Annotated in this window: 26 protein-coding genes; 6 read left to right on the forward strand and 20 right to left on the reverse strand. The window is 34.9% G+C overall.

The genetic code is table 11. The features are described from left to right. The first annotated feature begins 337 nt into the window (after positions 1-337). On the forward strand, positions 338-1,240 hold the full coding sequence (locus tag ACIPKN_RS20005) for a helix-turn-helix domain-containing protein (protein WP_400939362.1): 903 nt from the start codon (positions 338-340) through the stop codon (positions 1,238-1,240). Positions 1,241-1,304: 64 nt separating this feature from the next. On the opposite strand, the gene ACIPKN_RS20010 is transcribed toward ACIPKN_RS20005, so the two are convergent. From ACIPKN_RS20010 to ACIPKN_RS20020, 3 genes are read right to left on the reverse strand one after another with little or no spacing between them, the layout of a single operon-like run. Continuing rightward, positions 1,305-1,613 carry a hypothetical protein gene (locus ACIPKN_RS20010; protein ID WP_400939365.1) on the reverse strand — a complete coding sequence of 103 codons (309 nt, stop codon included), beginning with the start codon at positions 1,611-1,613 and terminating at the stop codon, positions 1,305-1,307. After that, the gene (locus ACIPKN_RS20015) at positions 1,594-1,962 is read right to left on the reverse strand and encodes a YhjD family protein (RefSeq protein WP_400939367.1); all 369 of its coding nucleotides are present in this window, start codon (positions 1,960-1,962) and stop codon (positions 1,594-1,596) included. Before ACIPKN_RS20015 ends, ACIPKN_RS20010 begins: the two co-directional genes overlap by 20 nt. Further along, a complete protein-coding gene (locus ACIPKN_RS20020) occupies positions 1,955-2,293 on the reverse strand; it encodes a YolD-like family protein (protein ID WP_400939369.1) in 339 nt (112 codons plus the stop codon). Before ACIPKN_RS20020 ends, ACIPKN_RS20015 begins: the two co-directional genes overlap by 8 nt. A 193-nt stretch (positions 2,294-2,486) precedes the next feature. Here ACIPKN_RS20020 and ACIPKN_RS20025 point away from each other — a divergent pair, with 193 nt between their 5' ends. Beyond that, complete coding sequence (locus ACIPKN_RS20025; RefSeq protein WP_400939371.1) at positions 2,487-2,738, forward strand: hypothetical protein; 252 nt, start codon at positions 2,487-2,489, stop codon at positions 2,736-2,738. A gap of 45 nt (positions 2,739-2,783) precedes the next feature. On the opposite strand, the gene ACIPKN_RS20030 is transcribed toward ACIPKN_RS20025, so the two are convergent. The 12 genes from ACIPKN_RS20030 to ACIPKN_RS20085 all read right to left on the reverse strand — a co-directional run bounded on the left by ACIPKN_RS20030 (position 2,784) and on the right by ACIPKN_RS20085 (position 8,683). Further along, complete coding sequence (locus ACIPKN_RS20030) at positions 2,784-3,527, reverse strand: N-acetylmuramoyl-L-alanine amidase (protein WP_400939374.1); 744 nt, start codon at positions 3,525-3,527, stop codon at positions 2,784-2,786. Further along, a complete protein-coding gene (locus tag ACIPKN_RS20035) occupies positions 3,527-3,787 on the reverse strand; it encodes a phage holin (RefSeq protein ID WP_400939376.1) in 261 nt (86 codons plus the stop codon). Before ACIPKN_RS20035 ends, ACIPKN_RS20030 begins: the two co-directional genes overlap by 1 nt. Beyond that, positions 3,777-4,064, reverse strand: a complete 288-nt coding sequence (locus ACIPKN_RS20040) for a hypothetical protein (RefSeq protein WP_387091448.1) — start codon at positions 4,062-4,064, stop codon at positions 3,777-3,779. The genes ACIPKN_RS20035 and ACIPKN_RS20040 overlap by 11 nt, the downstream gene beginning before the upstream one ends. 78 nt (positions 4,065-4,142) lie before the next feature. Continuing rightward, complete coding sequence (locus ACIPKN_RS20045; RefSeq protein WP_400939378.1) at positions 4,143-4,493, reverse strand: hypothetical protein; 351 nt, start codon at positions 4,491-4,493, stop codon at positions 4,143-4,145. Positions 4,494-4,586: 93 nt separating this feature from the next. Beyond that, positions 4,587-4,766, reverse strand: a complete 180-nt coding sequence (locus ACIPKN_RS20050) for a hypothetical protein (RefSeq protein ID WP_400939381.1) — start codon at positions 4,764-4,766, stop codon at positions 4,587-4,589. 12 nt (positions 4,767-4,778) lie between these two features. Continuing rightward, complete coding sequence (locus ACIPKN_RS20055; protein ID WP_400939383.1) at positions 4,779-5,045, reverse strand: hypothetical protein; 267 nt, start codon at positions 5,043-5,045, stop codon at positions 4,779-4,781. Between the two features lie 18 nt (positions 5,046-5,063). Next, entirely contained in the window at positions 5,064-5,654 is a 591-nt protein-coding gene (locus tag ACIPKN_RS20060) for a hypothetical protein (protein WP_400939386.1), read from the reverse strand. Beyond that, a complete protein-coding gene (locus ACIPKN_RS20065) occupies positions 5,654-6,202 on the reverse strand; it encodes a putative phage tail protein (RefSeq protein WP_400939389.1) in 549 nt (182 codons plus the stop codon). Before ACIPKN_RS20065 ends, ACIPKN_RS20060 begins: the two co-directional genes overlap by 1 nt. Then, a complete protein-coding gene (locus ACIPKN_RS20070; RefSeq protein WP_400939392.1) occupies positions 6,195-7,286 on the reverse strand; it encodes a baseplate J/gp47 family protein in 1,092 nt (363 codons plus the stop codon). Before ACIPKN_RS20070 ends, ACIPKN_RS20065 begins: the two co-directional genes overlap by 8 nt. Then, entirely contained in the window at positions 7,286-7,690 is a 405-nt protein-coding gene (locus tag ACIPKN_RS20075) for a DUF2634 domain-containing protein (protein WP_400939395.1), read from the reverse strand. Before ACIPKN_RS20075 ends, ACIPKN_RS20070 begins: the two co-directional genes overlap by 1 nt. Then, complete coding sequence (locus ACIPKN_RS20080; RefSeq protein WP_400939479.1) at positions 7,687-7,950, reverse strand: DUF2577 domain-containing protein; 264 nt, start codon at positions 7,948-7,950, stop codon at positions 7,687-7,689. Before ACIPKN_RS20080 ends, ACIPKN_RS20075 begins: the two co-directional genes overlap by 4 nt. Position 7,951: 1 nt before the next feature. Continuing rightward, the gene (locus ACIPKN_RS20085; protein ID WP_483869536.1) at positions 7,952-8,683 is read right to left on the reverse strand and encodes an XkdQ/YqbQ family protein; all 732 of its coding nucleotides are present in this window, start codon (positions 8,681-8,683) and stop codon (positions 7,952-7,954) included. Here ACIPKN_RS20085 and ACIPKN_RS20090 point away from each other — a divergent pair. Together ACIPKN_RS20090 and ACIPKN_RS20095 are read left to right on the forward strand one after the other, a co-directional pair. Continuing rightward, positions 8,600-9,259 carry a response regulator transcription factor gene (locus tag ACIPKN_RS20090; protein WP_483869535.1) on the forward strand — a complete coding sequence of 220 codons (660 nt, stop codon included), beginning with the start codon at positions 8,600-8,602 and terminating at the stop codon, positions 9,257-9,259. The genes ACIPKN_RS20085 and ACIPKN_RS20090 overlap by 84 nt on opposite strands. Continuing rightward, a complete protein-coding gene (locus ACIPKN_RS20095; RefSeq protein ID WP_400939401.1) occupies positions 9,256-10,326 on the forward strand; it encodes a HAMP domain-containing sensor histidine kinase in 1,071 nt (356 codons plus the stop codon). Before ACIPKN_RS20090 ends, ACIPKN_RS20095 begins: the two co-directional genes overlap by 4 nt. A 42-nt stretch (positions 10,327-10,368) precedes the next feature. On the opposite strand, the gene ACIPKN_RS20100 is transcribed toward ACIPKN_RS20095, so the two are convergent. Beyond that, on the reverse strand, positions 10,369-10,956 hold the full coding sequence (locus ACIPKN_RS20100; RefSeq protein WP_142508474.1) for an NAD(P)H-dependent oxidoreductase: 588 nt from the start codon (positions 10,954-10,956) through the stop codon (positions 10,369-10,371). A 121-nt stretch (positions 10,957-11,077) separates the two neighbouring features. Here ACIPKN_RS20100 and ACIPKN_RS20105 point away from each other — a divergent pair, with 121 nt between their 5' ends. Then, entirely contained in the window at positions 11,078-11,515 is a 438-nt protein-coding gene (locus ACIPKN_RS20105) for a MarR family winged helix-turn-helix transcriptional regulator (RefSeq protein ID WP_142508307.1), read from the forward strand. Positions 11,516-11,562: 47 nt separating this feature from the next. On the opposite strand, the gene ACIPKN_RS20110 is transcribed toward ACIPKN_RS20105, so the two are convergent. From ACIPKN_RS20110 to ACIPKN_RS20120, 3 genes are all read right to left on the reverse strand, one after another. After that, on the reverse strand, positions 11,563-11,772 hold the full coding sequence (locus tag ACIPKN_RS20110) for a GNAT family N-acetyltransferase (protein WP_400939485.1): 210 nt from the start codon (positions 11,770-11,772) through the stop codon (positions 11,563-11,565). A 148-nt stretch (positions 11,773-11,920) separates the two neighbouring features. Beyond that, the gene (locus ACIPKN_RS20115; protein WP_400939404.1) at positions 11,921-12,148 is read right to left on the reverse strand and encodes a hypothetical protein; all 228 of its coding nucleotides are present in this window, start codon (positions 12,146-12,148) and stop codon (positions 11,921-11,923) included. A 10-nt stretch (positions 12,149-12,158) separates the two neighbouring features. Continuing rightward, positions 12,159-13,022, reverse strand: coding sequence for a GNAT family N-acetyltransferase (locus ACIPKN_RS20120; protein ID WP_400939406.1), 864 nt, complete (start codon positions 13,020-13,022; stop codon positions 12,159-12,161). A gap of 226 nt (positions 13,023-13,248) precedes the next feature. Between ACIPKN_RS20120 and ACIPKN_RS20125 the strand changes: the two genes are divergently transcribed. Continuing rightward, complete coding sequence (locus ACIPKN_RS20125) at positions 13,249-14,013, forward strand: YqcI/YcgG family protein (RefSeq protein WP_142508315.1); 765 nt, start codon at positions 13,249-13,251, stop codon at positions 14,011-14,013. Here the strand turns inward: ACIPKN_RS20125 and ACIPKN_RS20130 are convergent. Continuing rightward, positions 14,010-15,335: an amino acid permease gene (locus tag ACIPKN_RS20130; protein ID WP_142508316.1), complete on the reverse strand. Its 1,326-nt coding sequence runs from the start codon at positions 15,333-15,335 to the stop codon at positions 14,010-14,012. The two genes, ACIPKN_RS20125 and ACIPKN_RS20130, sit on opposite strands and share 4 nt — an antisense overlap. Positions 15,336-15,352: the final 17 nt, after the last annotated feature.

A 15,352-nucleotide genomic window follows, 5' to 3' on the forward strand; every position in this document is an offset into this window, starting at 1 on the left:
TGATGAGATAATATATTTAATTTGTTTATATTTGTTTAAAAATGTTTATATTTGTTCAATGTAATGATCAAATATGCTTTAAAAATTGGAAAACCTCCAAATAATCATGTCAAGAGATTTTTTTCATCATTTAAAATCCTCAACTTAAAGTCCACCAGCCCTAGAGAAATTTTCTACATCTTGTATAGGTGTCAATTTAATCATTTATCAAATTTAATTTGATTATAAATAAAATATAATTTGATTTCAATTATAAAATATTATTATTCCATTTGTGTTATCAATTATGATTTGATATTATTGATTTACAATCTTATAATTTTGGGAAGTGAAGAAGATGAAAACTTTTGGGGATAAAATGAAAGTCCTAAGAGAGAGTAAGGGTTGGACGCAAAAGTATACGTCCGAAAAAATGGAAGTCTCACCACAAATGTACAATAATTACGAAAAGAATAAAACAAATCCTTCTTTAGAAATTTTAAAACGTGTATGTGATTTATATAACATTTATTTAGATACGTTGGATGGTAATTATGATAATGCTTCTGATTTTCTTAGATCTGTTGAATTAGACAATTCATATTTTGAAAAACAAGAAGATGTCGAGAAAAATACCCCCCAAGAAGAGTATCCATATTTCATTCCTAACATTGCTGGGTTAGGATATAATTCTCTATTTAATGCTGATTTATATAATAACCAGATTGACTATGAAGAAAACGAATTCTTTTTCTTTGAAAATACTGATATCGATTATTCACCAGGACGATTAAAAGAAGATGACTTGTTATATTGTGAAGGAATCAACCCAAAAAAAGAGCCTAAAGCAACCAGTATTTATTTGATTCATTTAAAAAGTGAGGATAAATATTACTTAAGAAATTTTTTGGACCAAAAATTAGTTTTGGGAATAATTAAAGGATTAAAAGGTACACCACAAGAAGAACTTCTTCAAAATATACCGGAATCTAATCTTCTTAAGGATTTTTATTTCTTAATGCCTAATCTTTCTAAGTTAACGAACATGTCCATAGTTAATAAAAGCGAAGTAAAAATAATAGGTGAACTCCAATATGTTATTTATAACCCACAGGTTGATCTATTTGAAAGTCTAGGTTTTAACTATAAAGAACTTGCTCAAAAACAATGGGATGATGGTGTAATTGAATTTAGAAAAAAAGTAGCTAACATTATTCAGGAAAAAGAGAATTCTTCCAAAAAAACAGAGTCCAGAAAATAGTTGACTTGATTTGTGCAACGAAATAAAAAGTCATTCATTCTAAAAATGAGTGACTTTTTTAAGTTTAATCTTTATCTATAATACTTCCACTAGTTGTCCATTCGTACTCGCCTTCTCCAGACATTATATATCGTAATTTTAATAATTGATTAATTACTACATCCAAACTCTCTACTTTATTAAAACCAAGCGTAACAGGTGCATCAGTTAAATTTAACATTTCATCTGTTTTTATTTTTGTTCCAATGGGTACAGGATCAATTCTGGTAAATTGAATTGCCCCCGTTTTTTGCTTCTTATTTCCAACTAAGCGAACACCTACATCTCCATTTCCAAATAATATTTGAACAGAACTAGTTCTTAGAATTGGCATTATCATTTTTCTCCTTTAAGTAGTTAAATATCAAATTTTCCACTTGTGTTTTTAAAGCTTGTTTAGCGTACCTTAGTTCCACATCGTTTCCTGCTGTAGCAATCTGCACATCACTAAAGTTTTCATCTATCTTAGTCCATCCAACAATTCGTATTTTTTGTTGAGCAAGTTGTCTTTTCAAATCAAAACATTCATTGCGTAAATCTTTTAACAGCACATCCATCAATGGGAGAAATACATTCTTTAACTTAAATTGTTCTGTCTTTAGATAATCAACCAATAGCGATTTGACAGCTAAGTCTAACAATAAAAATTTGTGCACAAGCTGTCGTTGCTCTGAATTAATCATCTATATTTACCATTGATGCTTTTTGTATCTGATCAAATGTAATACGTTTGATTGAGATATCTATATCCAAGAGTAATTCCTTATGAAATGCATTAATTGCAGTAATCTTTCCTCCAACATCATGTAATTTATTGTCGCTCCAAAAAGTTATCTTGACTTCTTCATGCAGTTTATATGCTAGCTGCACTATTTGTTCAATCTCTTCCATTTCCCATTCAGTCAGTTCACGCTTTTTATCATAATACTGCTCCTGTTTCCATTCCTTGATTTTCATCAAATGCTCAGGCAACATCATCGCCGTCCACTTCATATTCCCACGATCGTTTAACATAATATCGCCCCTCACTAAGAACGTTTGTTTGTATATATTATAGAACTAATGTTCTGTTTTTAGCAAGTGAAAATCACAGGAATAAATTATAAGTAACGTGATTTCAGTTACTATTGCCTAATTTTATATATACAATTCATGCTTAATTTCCTAAAATGGTAATTAGAAGATAAGATTAGTGAGGAGAATATAATTGAGTAATTGCCCTAATTGTTTAGCCATAAATCCATTTAAGAAAGTACAAAGAGATGGGGCTGAGATTGAAATATGTGCATATTGTAATACGATTAAGGAGGAAGAGTACGAGGAATATACCAAAAAACAAGTACAAAATAAAAATGATTCAGATCCATTTATTTCAGATCCATTTATCACTAAAATTTTTATATTCGCATGTATTCTGCTAGTGTTCATTGTTTTATTTTCATTATTGCCATACTTATAAATGAACATTGACCAAGATGGCATTTAGCTATCTTGGTCTTTAATATTATTCAGCTACTATATTTGTTACTTGTGCTAATTTAGCTGTTTTAATTTTATTTGCTCCTGCTTGTGCTGCGGCCATTCCAGTAAATGTACCTGTTTTAACACGCCATTTTGACCCGACCGGATCGATGTAAGCCACCCAACCAAAACGGTGTTTAAGTACATCTTGTGTATTTTCTGCAGCTTGTTTTGTAGCGTATGTTCCAGTAAGTACGCGGTATTTATTATTGTCTGCAATAGGTGCAGGTTGTTGCACATTGCTACTCGCATTTTTAACCATAGAAATAAATTGTGACCAACTAATTTTACCTTCACGCATATTTCGAGGGCAATTTTTACCGCTAAAATGGTTGTGCTGAACTACATTACTAATTGGAATGTTTTCATCCTTCATGATTTTAGCAACTAACTCTGCAGCATTTTGCATTGCCTTTGGATAGTTACCGTCACTGTTTACGCAAACCTCTACTTGTATACCTTGGTTATTACCTGTCGTGCTTCCTGCGGCCCAACATCTCCAAGCATGTTCAAAAGATTGTACAGCTTCTTTATCGTCCACAGTATAGTGCCAGGAAGCTGAACGGCTATTACCGTTGTATTGTAAACGTGCGTGTGCGTCTGCGTCAGCTCCGGATCTAGTATTATCCGTTTCATGAACAACGATAAATTTTTTAGTGTTTCCTTTTCCATAAGTAACCTTGTTTGCTTGTAGATCCGTAACTAATTTTTTACGAGTTACAACCATTATTGTCCACCGTCCTTTGGTTTGTTATAATCCATTGCTAGTTGGCTATCTGAAACGCCTTTTGTTGTTGGGTCGATGATAATACCAAGCAAGCCTAAAATACTTAGAATCGTCTCCGAAATGGCTGTTACTTGATCGTTGTAAATCGTAATATCAACATTAAAAATGCCTGCTATTTGATTAGCAAGCACAATAAGTAATGCAATTAATGACACCCAAAACTGTTTATGACGAATACGTACTTTCCAATTAATCTTCATGACTGTTTCCCTCCACTTTATCAATTCGTTTATGCGCTTGTTTTGCTGATTCCTCAACACGTATTAATCGCTCGTTTTGCGATTCAATCTTTCGTGCCTGGTCTTTAAAATCAAGTTTAATATCATCGACACCTCGCGCTATGTAATCGACTTTAGATGTAATACTGGCTTCCGATGCACCTTGATTTTTACTATCTTTTTTCATTGTAATTATTGCACCCAGCACTCCTAACACTGTACCGATAGCGCCAAACAATAAGGACATTTCTATACTCATAGAACACCTACTTTCACCAATATAAAAAGGACACGTCATAAAGACGCATCCTTCATTTTCCCAAGCGTTTGAGATTAATTATTTTTCATCAGGCCATAATACTACTGTTAACAGTATACAAATTACTAAAACATTCGAAACAAAATAGATACCATTTACAATTGCAGGAAATTGCGCATTAGCTACTAAAAATGTCAATAAGCTTAGGACTGATATATGCACAGTTAATTGCTTTAACAGATTTATAGTTTTTACTTTTTTAATATCCCCTACCGATAGGGCAGCTACTCCAACTGCAATCGCAATATTTATTTGTGCTAATGTAATCAAAGTATTTTTCCACTCTGCCTGCGGCAATACATATGCAACATATAGAGCTATAACACATAATCCTATTGTAAATAATTTAATAATTTTATTTTTACCCATTTTAATCCCTCCATCTTATATCTCTTAATACGAATGGAGAATTGGGAAAGTTTCTACTTTATAAACTATTTTTCCATAAAAATAACGCTAGGCTTATGCCTGCGTTTCGTCTGTTTCTTTTTGCTGTTCATCCATCAAGGTACATAACTTTGTATACTCGTCTTGGCTAACCTGCTTATTTAACATAAGTAAACTTAAATTTGTTGCCATCACATCGTAGTTACATCCTGGACTAATGATTAATAACTCTGCAGCACGATAAACAATTTTCATGTTTGTTCCTCCCTACACTCCGATATTTTTCATTGCAATTAATACTTCTGTATTCAATAGCGTTTGTGCTTGCATTTCTTCTAGTGATGGCTGTGGTTCTATTGGATTTGGTTCCGGGATGATAGGCGCTGTAAATTCGCCTGTTCCGCTGTTATAAATACTTCCTAACTTAACTTCTAAATCATTAATTAGCACCATATCATTTCTATCATCTTTGGAACTTAATTGGCTGACACCTATAACGACATTGTTTTCATTTAACTGCGCGTAAGTATGCATTCTCTCACTTCCTTTTTATTAATAGTACTCTGTAACTTCCCATGATAAATAAGTAGGAGCGTACATAGTACCTTCATTAGAAACGGATAATTTCATTGATGTCGAAGTAAAACTAGATACATAAATAACTTCAGTACCTTTGAAATCTACAGAACATTTACCGATGTCTACGGAACTAAAGTTAATAGTTACACTATTTCCTCCTTGAAGCATCAAGGTCGTCCCTCTTTGTACAGATTTTACTACACGACCATTAAGTAAAGTATTAATATTAGTATTCATTGTACTTGTTCGTGTATCAATTGCATCAACTTTAGTTTTTGTACTATCAACAGTTGTTTTGGTGTTGTCTACCACTATTTTTGTTGAATTGGTAGTAGTTTTAATTGTTTCTGTATTTTGTTTAATTTGGTCTGATTTTGAGTTGATGTCGTCAAGCTTGACATCGATAGCGTTTAAATCTTCATGAGTAACGCCATCTGCTATTTTGTTGTCCAAGACTTTTAGAGTAGTATCAATTTTGTCCATGTTTTTGTTTTGTACATCAACATTGTAGAAATCATCTTGATTCGGTTTTTCTAAGTTGTAGTTAGGTGTGCTTTTTGGCATTATGGCATCACGACCTCTCTTAATTGTTCATGTGTAAATGCTGCTAACTGAGCATGTGTAAAACGCACTAAAGTACTATGTTGGTTGTATCGTAATTGGACAGTTAAAACCATGTTCTGAGGTGTTATGCGTTCTAGCATGACTACAACTGCATCAAACATGCCCTTAACAGTCAATTCGATTTTTACACTTAGCGTTTTTGCTGCTACATCACGTTTCAACTCATATTGTCCTACTCCTAAGAGGCTATCTAGTAATTGTTTAAGCACTCTAAAAGAGTAAGGAGCCTGTTCTTGATATCGAGTTAGAATCCTAAATCTTCGTGTTTCGATGGTGTCTGTCGCTGGTACTTTTAGCTTCAACATTTTTTCATATCTCTCTGCGCCTTGCTCATTTGCAGTTACTACAAATTGATTATTTAATGTATCTTCGATTTGTTGCCACAGACTCTCAAGTACAGGATTTTCAACATTTGTGATTGCTATTATCTCTTTAATCTCGTGTAAGATTGGTGGTAAATAGCCAATAATATCAATATCTCTAGCCACTCACAACACCTCGCTTGGGTATTGATTCAGGACCAAGTGCTATATTCGATTGCACACCATTCAACTTTGTATCAGCAATGTCTAGCACACCTGTAACACCTAACAGTCGATATTCTATTTGTGATACACGTACTACAACCCCAGCATGATCTTCATCATAACTGTTTGCCTTGGCCCATTCTTCGGCAAGCTCTTTAAAGTAGTCGTCTATAACCTTTTGTACTTGCTCTTTAATATCATCCCATGTCCATCCAGATTGATAAGTGATATTTAGAGCTACATCAATTGTTGGTTCGTTCACACCAAAAACTGTTACTATATGATCAATTGGAGCTGTGCCGAACCCTTCTCCTTGATGGTCCAATGGATCAACAGTTAACTGTACTTCGTCGAGTAATGTTTGAGATGGCTTTTCATACTGAGAGTTGATAATGACTAACTTAACCGTACCACCACCATCCCAAGCCCTATAAACGCGTACTCCGCCGACACCTGGTAAAGAACCGATTTTCTCCTTATAATCAGCTCTATTACCTCCGAAAGCTATTGATTCAAAACTATTGAAATAACGTGTACGAAAATCCTCTGTATCTTCTTCGTCATCCCATGGTACTAAAACATCGTTTAATACAGCGGTTTGTAAGCCGTCGGTATATTCAATCGGTATCAATTGACCAGAAAATAAATTTCCGACATTACCAGCTGTTTCACACTGTAGTATGAACTGTCCTTGTGAAATACGCTCAACAACTTCGTAATTTAGATCATCTAAACTGAATCGACTTCCAATAGGTACATCAATATTAAATATCCCCTTACGTTTGGCTCGTGTTGCTTCGTGAGGCTTTAAGCCACGTTCGGCAGCACGTCTTATTAAATACTCTCTTGGTGAAGTATCAGCAAATACCATGTCAATGAAGTTCTTAACAGTAGTTAACATTTGTATGGTTTCCGCACTATTGGCAGCTGTTGCGTTATAAATCATTGATGTACCTTCCCGTTTATCAAGAGAATTGTCAACACCAGCTAGTTTTTGCGCCATTAAATCCTCGTAGGTTGTATCTAAGTTAAGTGGTTCGGTCATTAGTATTCCACCTCTTTCTCCGCTGTGATTTCACCATAAATAGTGTGAGCTGTGTATTGAATGTGTACTTTATTTTTGTGGGTGGTGACAACGAAAGAATCAACCTCATTTATACGATCATCTTGTATCAATGCATCTCTAATTCTTCGCTTTGCCTCGCTTGCTACAAAAGAAACTGGCTTACCAAATAAATCTTTAAACTCAGCACCAAAATTCCATGAGTAGATAATGTGATCGTATCGTTCAACTGAAAGCATTAAAAAAATCGCTTGTTTCATGGCTTCTATTTCATCAACATAGCCAACACAGCGATTCTTATTAGGTATTAATTTATAGTTTTTTGATGGCTCAATAACTTCCTCGAAATCGAGTGTCAGTCCATCATTTTCGACTCGTGGAATCATTCAACCACCTCTTTATCCATGATGACGTATTGTTGCCCCCCATGAGCACGAATCATTGTTACTTTGTCGCCTTGTATTAATCCATAATCTTTAACAACGTTAGTCAACTTTAAATGTACTTCTTCCAAAATTAATTTTTGATCAATTTGAACCTTCAAAGGACTTGTACTAACGACAGTGCCATAAACAATATCAGTAAGTTTTTGTGAGTTTACAGCAGCTATCGCAACCCTTTTAACAAGCTTTAAAAAATCAGTCATATCACGCAATGAAATCACCGCCAATCAAATTCAAATCCATTCGATGGTCTGAATCATTAAAAGTATGTTTCACTGTCTCGACCATCATAAAATTAGCGACAGTTAAATCACCTAAGTACATTTGAACAGCTACCTGACTACCGCCTCGTATTGTTGGGTCACCAAACACTTTATTTATGTGTAACTTTCGAGACTTTTGATTATAAAGCTTCAACATTCCATCAGCTTTAGCCTTACCATTCCCATTTTCATCGAGTTTTTCTGTCAGTTGCAGGACGCCCCATTCATTAATTTTGGAACTATCTTGAGCTATATAAATTTCGCGTTTTTTGGTCTCCTTATTTTCGCGAACTAATTTGATTTTGTTATATGTGTTTTCGTCGATGGATGTTGTGTACTCGAAAGATTCGCCAGAATCTTCATCGATTAGCAAATCTGATTTAAGCATCTTGATATTACGTAGATTTAATGAGCCATAGTCGTCATACAGTACATATAAATCACCTGTATTTAGAGTTGTATCTGACAAGGCATTTTCCATGATAGTAAACAACTCTTGATTATCCTCTACTCTAGAAGCAATCACATGCTTTGTATTAGCGACAATACCTGTCTTTAATCTAAAGTCCTCTGCAATCATTTGGAGTACTTGAGCAGCTGTTTTATTGGCGTATACATAGGTGTCTTTGTTTTTAAAATATCGAAGTTGATCATAGCAAGTAACACTGATAATACGATTATTATTACGTTTCTTGGTAAAAACAAAGCCAAAAAATATCTTATGGCCATCATGATGCCTAATATGGATGGCTGGGAATTATGCGAAGAAATACGTTCATTTAATGACAATCTACCAATCTTAATGTTAACCGCAAAGGGAGAAACCTCGCAAAAAGTCAAGGGTTTTCATCTTGGAACAGATGATTATCTTGTTAAACCATTTGAGCCAGCAGAGTTGATCGTCCGTGTGAAATCGATACTTAAAAGATACCATATTTCCCTATCTCAACTTGTGGAGGCTGGCAATATTAAGTTAAATCGTAATACACATGAAGTCTTGTATAACGGTAAATCTTTAACACTTCGTTTAAAGGAATTTGAACTGTTATTTACGTTAGCAAGCTATGCTGGAAAAACTTTTTCACGCGAACAACTAATCGAAGAAATTTTGGGATATGACTATGAAGGTGATGAACGGACAGTCGATGTTCACATTAAAAGACTTCGTCAACGTTTCCCTCAAGAAACAAGTGGATTTGTTATTCGTACAATTCGTGGCCTAGGCTATCGATTGGAACTTGTTTTATGAGAAGACTAAAAAATTTTTTAAAGCTTTTTTTAATTTTAATGCTTCTTCTTACCATTAGCATCGTATTTGCTTTTATTTCCTACCACATAACGTCCTGGCTTTATGATTGGTTAGGCAAACATCCACAAGGTTTCTGGCTACAATTATGGACCGTAGTTGGTGTTTTTGTTCTCTTTGCTTGTTCAGTCATCATCACCTTTTTAATAGGGCTAAAAAGACAACGGAACTATTGGAATACGATTGTAGATGCATTAAGCCGGATTGCTAAAGGTGATTTTACTGTTAAATTAGATCTGAAAACAGATGAAGATCAATTTGGTCAATTAATACATGGCATCAACCATATGGCAGTCGAATTAGGTGAAATGGAAAGAATGCGTCAAGAATTTATCTCGAATGTATCTCATGAAATTCAGTCGCCTCTAACATCTATTAATGGCTTTGCTAAAGCATTGAAAAACATTGACCTCCCTGAGGATAAACGACAGCGTTATTTAGCAATCATTGAGATGGAAAGTAATCGACTATCAAAAATTAGTGACAATTTACTAAAGCTGACGTCGTTAGAATCACAACACCATCCCTTCGAGCCAAGGCATTACCGACTCGATAAGCAATTGCGTAATGTCGTACTAGCGCTGGAACCAAATTGGCTAGTAAAAAATATCGACATGGATATGCAATTAGAAAACATTTCGGTAATGGCTGATGAAGATTTAATGAATCAAGTATGGATGAATTTACTAAGCAACAGCATTAAATTCACACCAGTTGCTGGCACTATTACGATATCTATGACAAAACAAAAGGATACAATGACTATCAACGTTCATGATAACGGTATCGGTTTAACAGTAGAACAACAAAAGCATGTATTCGAAAGATTTTATAAGGCAGACCAATCAAGAACTACTGAGAATGGCGGAAGTGGCTTAGGACTATCTATAGTAAAGAAAATCATCGATATGCATAACGGAACAATTACTGTTGAAAGTATACCAGCTGAATTTACAACGTTTTTTGTAACACTGCCATTAGAAATCAATGAGACTCGTGCAAACGAATAGGAGATTCGTTCTTCGTCTGCACGAGTCTATTAGGCTGAAGAACTAGTAAGCTACTTTTCTAAAATATTGATAAACTTTTTCAAGTTTTCTGCTTTGTCTCCCCTTCTTACTTTCCATATTGCCAAATTCAAAAAACTTCACTTGTTTAATACCAACAAAATTAAATAACGCTCTTTTCATTAATATTTTATGCGCATTATTGAGCCATAATAGTGGATATTTTGTTGGCCCTTTCATTGTCGAAATACACACCACTGATTTTCCTTTTAGAAGCCCCTCAGGAAGTAGTCCCTTTTTATCTTTATAGGCAAAATTGGCCGCAAATAATTGATCAATATACCCTAAAAGCATTGCTGGTGGTCTTCCCCACCATATCGGATAAACAAAAACGATTTTATCAGCCCACTTAATTTGTTCACGATATTTCTCTAGCTTCGGATCACGAAACATATCACGACGGCGTTTATGTTCATGAAATACTAAAATTGGGTTAAATTGCTCCTCGTATAAATCTAATACTTGAATCTCATTTACGAGCGGATTGTCATGACAACCCTTAATAGCCTCCTGTAAAAAAGCATAATTCAAACTTTTATGATTGGGATATGTATAAATAATTAATGTATTCATCATAAATCCTCCATTACTTATCATTTGATAACAAAATAATAAACCGTTTAACTTTAGTTGTCAAATGATAATTGTTTTGAGATAAGTTTTTTGTTATCTTGTCAGTAAGAGGTGAACCCATTTGGACAAAAAACAATTATTTAATCAGTTCGTAGCTTTTACAACAGCGGTACACCAAGTAACGCACGAACTAACTCAAAACGTTAAAATCGATCATATTACACCAGTTCAATATAAAATTCTAGAATATATTAAAGTAAGTCAGCCAGTTACACCTACTGAAATTAGTGATTGCCAGCATATGTCCTTACCTAATACAAGCCGTGAATTACGAAAATTACAGGAAAGAAAGTTTATTAAAAAAATTAGCGATACTGAAGATCGAAGAAAGCACTATGTTTGCCTTACAGAGGATGGAGAAAAAATAATGGGAGAAGCATTCGCCTGTATAGAAGAGCGCTTTCAACAACTTATCCAACATGCATCTAAAGAAGATATAGAGGACATTCATCATGCATTAAACGTTCTTGATGAAAAGGTCTTTAACCCAAAATCATAAATGAAAACCTGCATGCTTTTCATTAAGACAAGCATTGCAGGTTCTTTTTACTGTTTATTATATTGGCATAGAAAGCGTTCCACACCCGGGTATTTCTCTCCTAGGCTAGTTATGAAAAAACTATAGCGTCTATAAAAATCTACGGCCTCATAATCTGTTTCTGCCACAATTGATGGGTACTTACTTGCTATAAAATGAATCATTTTACTGCCAATGCCTTTTCCTCTTTGATCAGCTAATACAGCAATATGCTTAATTTCACACTTTGATCAATTACGCCAAGGCGTAATTGCGTCCGGATTTTGAATTGTGTCCGCACAATTCATTCCTTTAAAAATCCGTGACATCCGCCGGAGGCTTTATCTTCATTCAATAAATGTTTGGCTGAAAAGAACCACACTTTATTCATCTCGCCATCTTCAGAGGTGGAATTCTTCTGCTGAATGAAGATAAACTGATTTGTTCTATCCCAATACAACCGACTATTTTACCCCTAACTCCAAAACTATATAATGTCCTATTCGATAAAAGGATATATTTTTCATACTCTTGTTGAACTTTTTTATCCGAAGTTGCAAAAGAAAGTAGTTTTCTAATAGCTGGTGAAATAGTGTTTGCTTGAACTATATTCATAACTTTCTCCTTAACTGTAGGTAGCAGGAATGACGACAGCTTGACAAGCTTTTTCATAAAATTCGATTGGACCTGCTCCTCCGATAATTGCATAATCATAACCAATTTCGTGCATTTCTTTTAAACAATGATGGAGGAGGGAATATCCTATCCCCTTCACTCGATTAGCTTTAGCTACACCCATCGGGCCAAAATAACATTTTTTATTTTGATAAACGTCAAATCCAGCAAATCCAATAAGATCTCCATTATTATCAAAAGCTACATAGATGGGAGGCGTAGTACTTAAAAATGCACTGTTAATCGTTTCTGACCACTCTTGCGAAAAATGACTTTCTACAAAATGAATTAGCTTCTTTTTATCATCGCGATTGACTCTACGAATATTACTAGAAATCGAAACTGGGAATTGGTAATTGTGAAGATGTGCAACCATATCTCGCGAAGTCGTACCAAGCTTTAAAATCATTTTTTTGTCTTCTTCTGAAACGAATTCCTCCAGCATATTCGCCTTTATTAACGCTTTAAGTAAGTGACCTTCATTTATATAAACCTGGTTATAGTTTTGCATATAAAAAGTCGTTTGTTCCAATACTGTTAAAACCTCATTTGTTATAGGAACGTTAAATAAAGTATGGCTCGTAACTTCCTTGTCTGATTTTAGATCAAGTTCATTCATCAAATTTCTTATAGAGGCTTCATCTATAGTACATTTTAATACTATTTCGCCAAGGACCCCCTCTTTTTCTTTTAAACAAGCAAGTAAAAAATGAATAGGCTGTAACACTTTATGTTGTGAAGAGGCTGCTTCTTTTTCCGCATTCTTGAAGATTCTTAACATACGATTTGTTAATTTTATATTAACTGAATTCATTTGCCCTCATCCCTTCGTTTCATCTAACCTTAATGATCGAGCTATATGTAATTTTTAATTGTCAGAACTTATCGTATCATTAATCATTTTTTCTATAAATAAAATCCGAACTATTTAGTGGGGATTCCCCTTGTTTTTCCAATTCAGAAAACGTAAATGCCTGTACATCGTCACCTATTTACACTTTTTTTAATAGTATAAAGATGTATAGAAGGAGGAGACATAAGTGGAAGTAGCAGTGTTAGACAAGAAGTGGATTGAAGATCATTTTGAAACACTTCCATTATGGCAACAGTCAGCATATACCGACTTCGCTGCCATGGTTGCAGATGAAGCAAATACGTTTCCCTGTATTCCAGCTAGAAAAGGCTTTTTATCGAACGAGCTACGCTATAGTTTTATCGGAGATCCACGAGAGGAGCAATCGATAAAGACGTTAGCACGATGCTTAAAAGAATACGATAAGTACGCTAAAACGTTTGGTAAATATACAACACATACCATTTTCTTCAAAACCCCTAATGATATGCATAAAAATTTCGATGTTGCAGATTATAGAAATTTATTTTGGTCTGTTTTAAACAATTTGACGAAATTCGATGATATCGATTGGCCAAAGGAAATTCCAACTGATCCAGCGCATCATGAATGGGAATTTTGTTTTAACGGTGAGCCTTATTTTGTGTCTTGTGCAACGCCCGCACATAAATTGCGCAAGAGTCGTAATTTTTCTACTTTATTAATGGCATTTCAGCCACGCTGGATATTTGAGGAAATGAACGACTCTACTGTCTTTGGTCGCAAGTTAAAGAAGCTTATTCGTCAACGCATTAACGAATACGACGCTATTCCAGCTCATTCTGATTTAAAATGGTATGGGCAAGAAGGTAGTTATGAATGGAAGCAGTATTTTTTAAGTGATGATAATAGTAGTGCATCGAAATGTCCTTTTTTACGAATGCAACATTCTCTTCAGAACAAAGAGCATTAAACATGCTTACCGTGTTTTTGCCTTTTCATGACAATGCAAGTCGCAATTCCTATGATGATGATAAAAAGCAGGCTTACGAAAAAACCGAGTCTGCTTGTTTTTTCCCCTAACGTCCCAGACACCGTCACTACAATGAGCAACATCCCGATGCCATTCTTCACATGCTCCCACTTCGACAGCTCCATTAGCTTTCTATATGTCACTAAGATAAAGAGCCAGTTATAAATTAGCATTAAGCCTGCTGCTGTAACCAAATATTCAAAAATCTTTTCTGGCATAAGAAAGCCAATAACAATAGTGATGATTAAACCACTAGCTAAAAAGAGAAATGCAGGAAATGGAATCTTCATCTTCCCTTTTTTCGCCAAAGCCGTTGGCGCATCATGATCCTCTGCCAAAGTAATGAGAATCGTAATAACCGCATATAACGAGGCTACCATTGTTGAAAAACCTGCAATAATTAACACGCCATTAAAAATGTCTGCAAAAAAAGGAATGTGAAAACCATTAAGCGCTGTAATAAATGGGCTTTCCTCAATATTAAAGTCCTTCCAAGATACAAGCGCCAAGGCAAGCATAATAGCCATTATAAAAATGACGGTTATAGCAATAATCATGACTTTTCCAGCTTTCGGTGCTTCTTTAGGATTTTTTAAATCAATGACCATTAAACCCATAACTTCAATTCCACCAAATGCATAAAAGGCATATAGCAGCCCAAGCCATAGTCCTTTCACACCTTGCGAGAAAAATTCTCCATAATTTGCATGCAATGCATCGAGTGTCGTTGATTCCGAATTAAATCCTTTTATTATTAAGACAGCCGCTACTATAATAAACATCACAACCGCCGCTGCCTTTAACGCACCAAAAATATTTTGAAATTTTTCAAAGCCCTTCATACCCGTTAGAATAACGGCTAATCCAAGTGCAGCATAAATAGACGCAGCAACCCATAATGGAAGCGCCGGAAACCATAGCTTTGTGAAAATACCAAGCGCCGTCAATTGGCTACCCATAATGAGCATCTCAGAAATCAAGTAAATCCAGCCATTACTAAATCCTGCCCAATTGCCAAAAGCTTGCTTTGCATAAGTACGGAATGATCCCTTATCTGGATTATCAACTGACATCTTAACAAGGCCATCATAGACAATATACGTAGCAATGGCCGCTAACAAAAAAGGAATCACAACAGCAGGACCACTCTTATGAATGGCCATACTTGTCCCAAGAAAAAAACCTGTTCCTAGTGTACAACCTATACCGAGAAGCGAAAGCTGCCACCAAGACAACCTCCCTTTACTTGTTTTAGATGTCATTTTGATCAACCCTCCTG

Origin of the sequence: Lysinibacillus sp. NPDC086135, assembly GCF_044746345.1 — a bacterium.
In the GTDB taxonomy this organism is placed as follows: Bacteria; Bacillota; Bacilli; order Bacillales_A; family Planococcaceae; genus Lysinibacillus.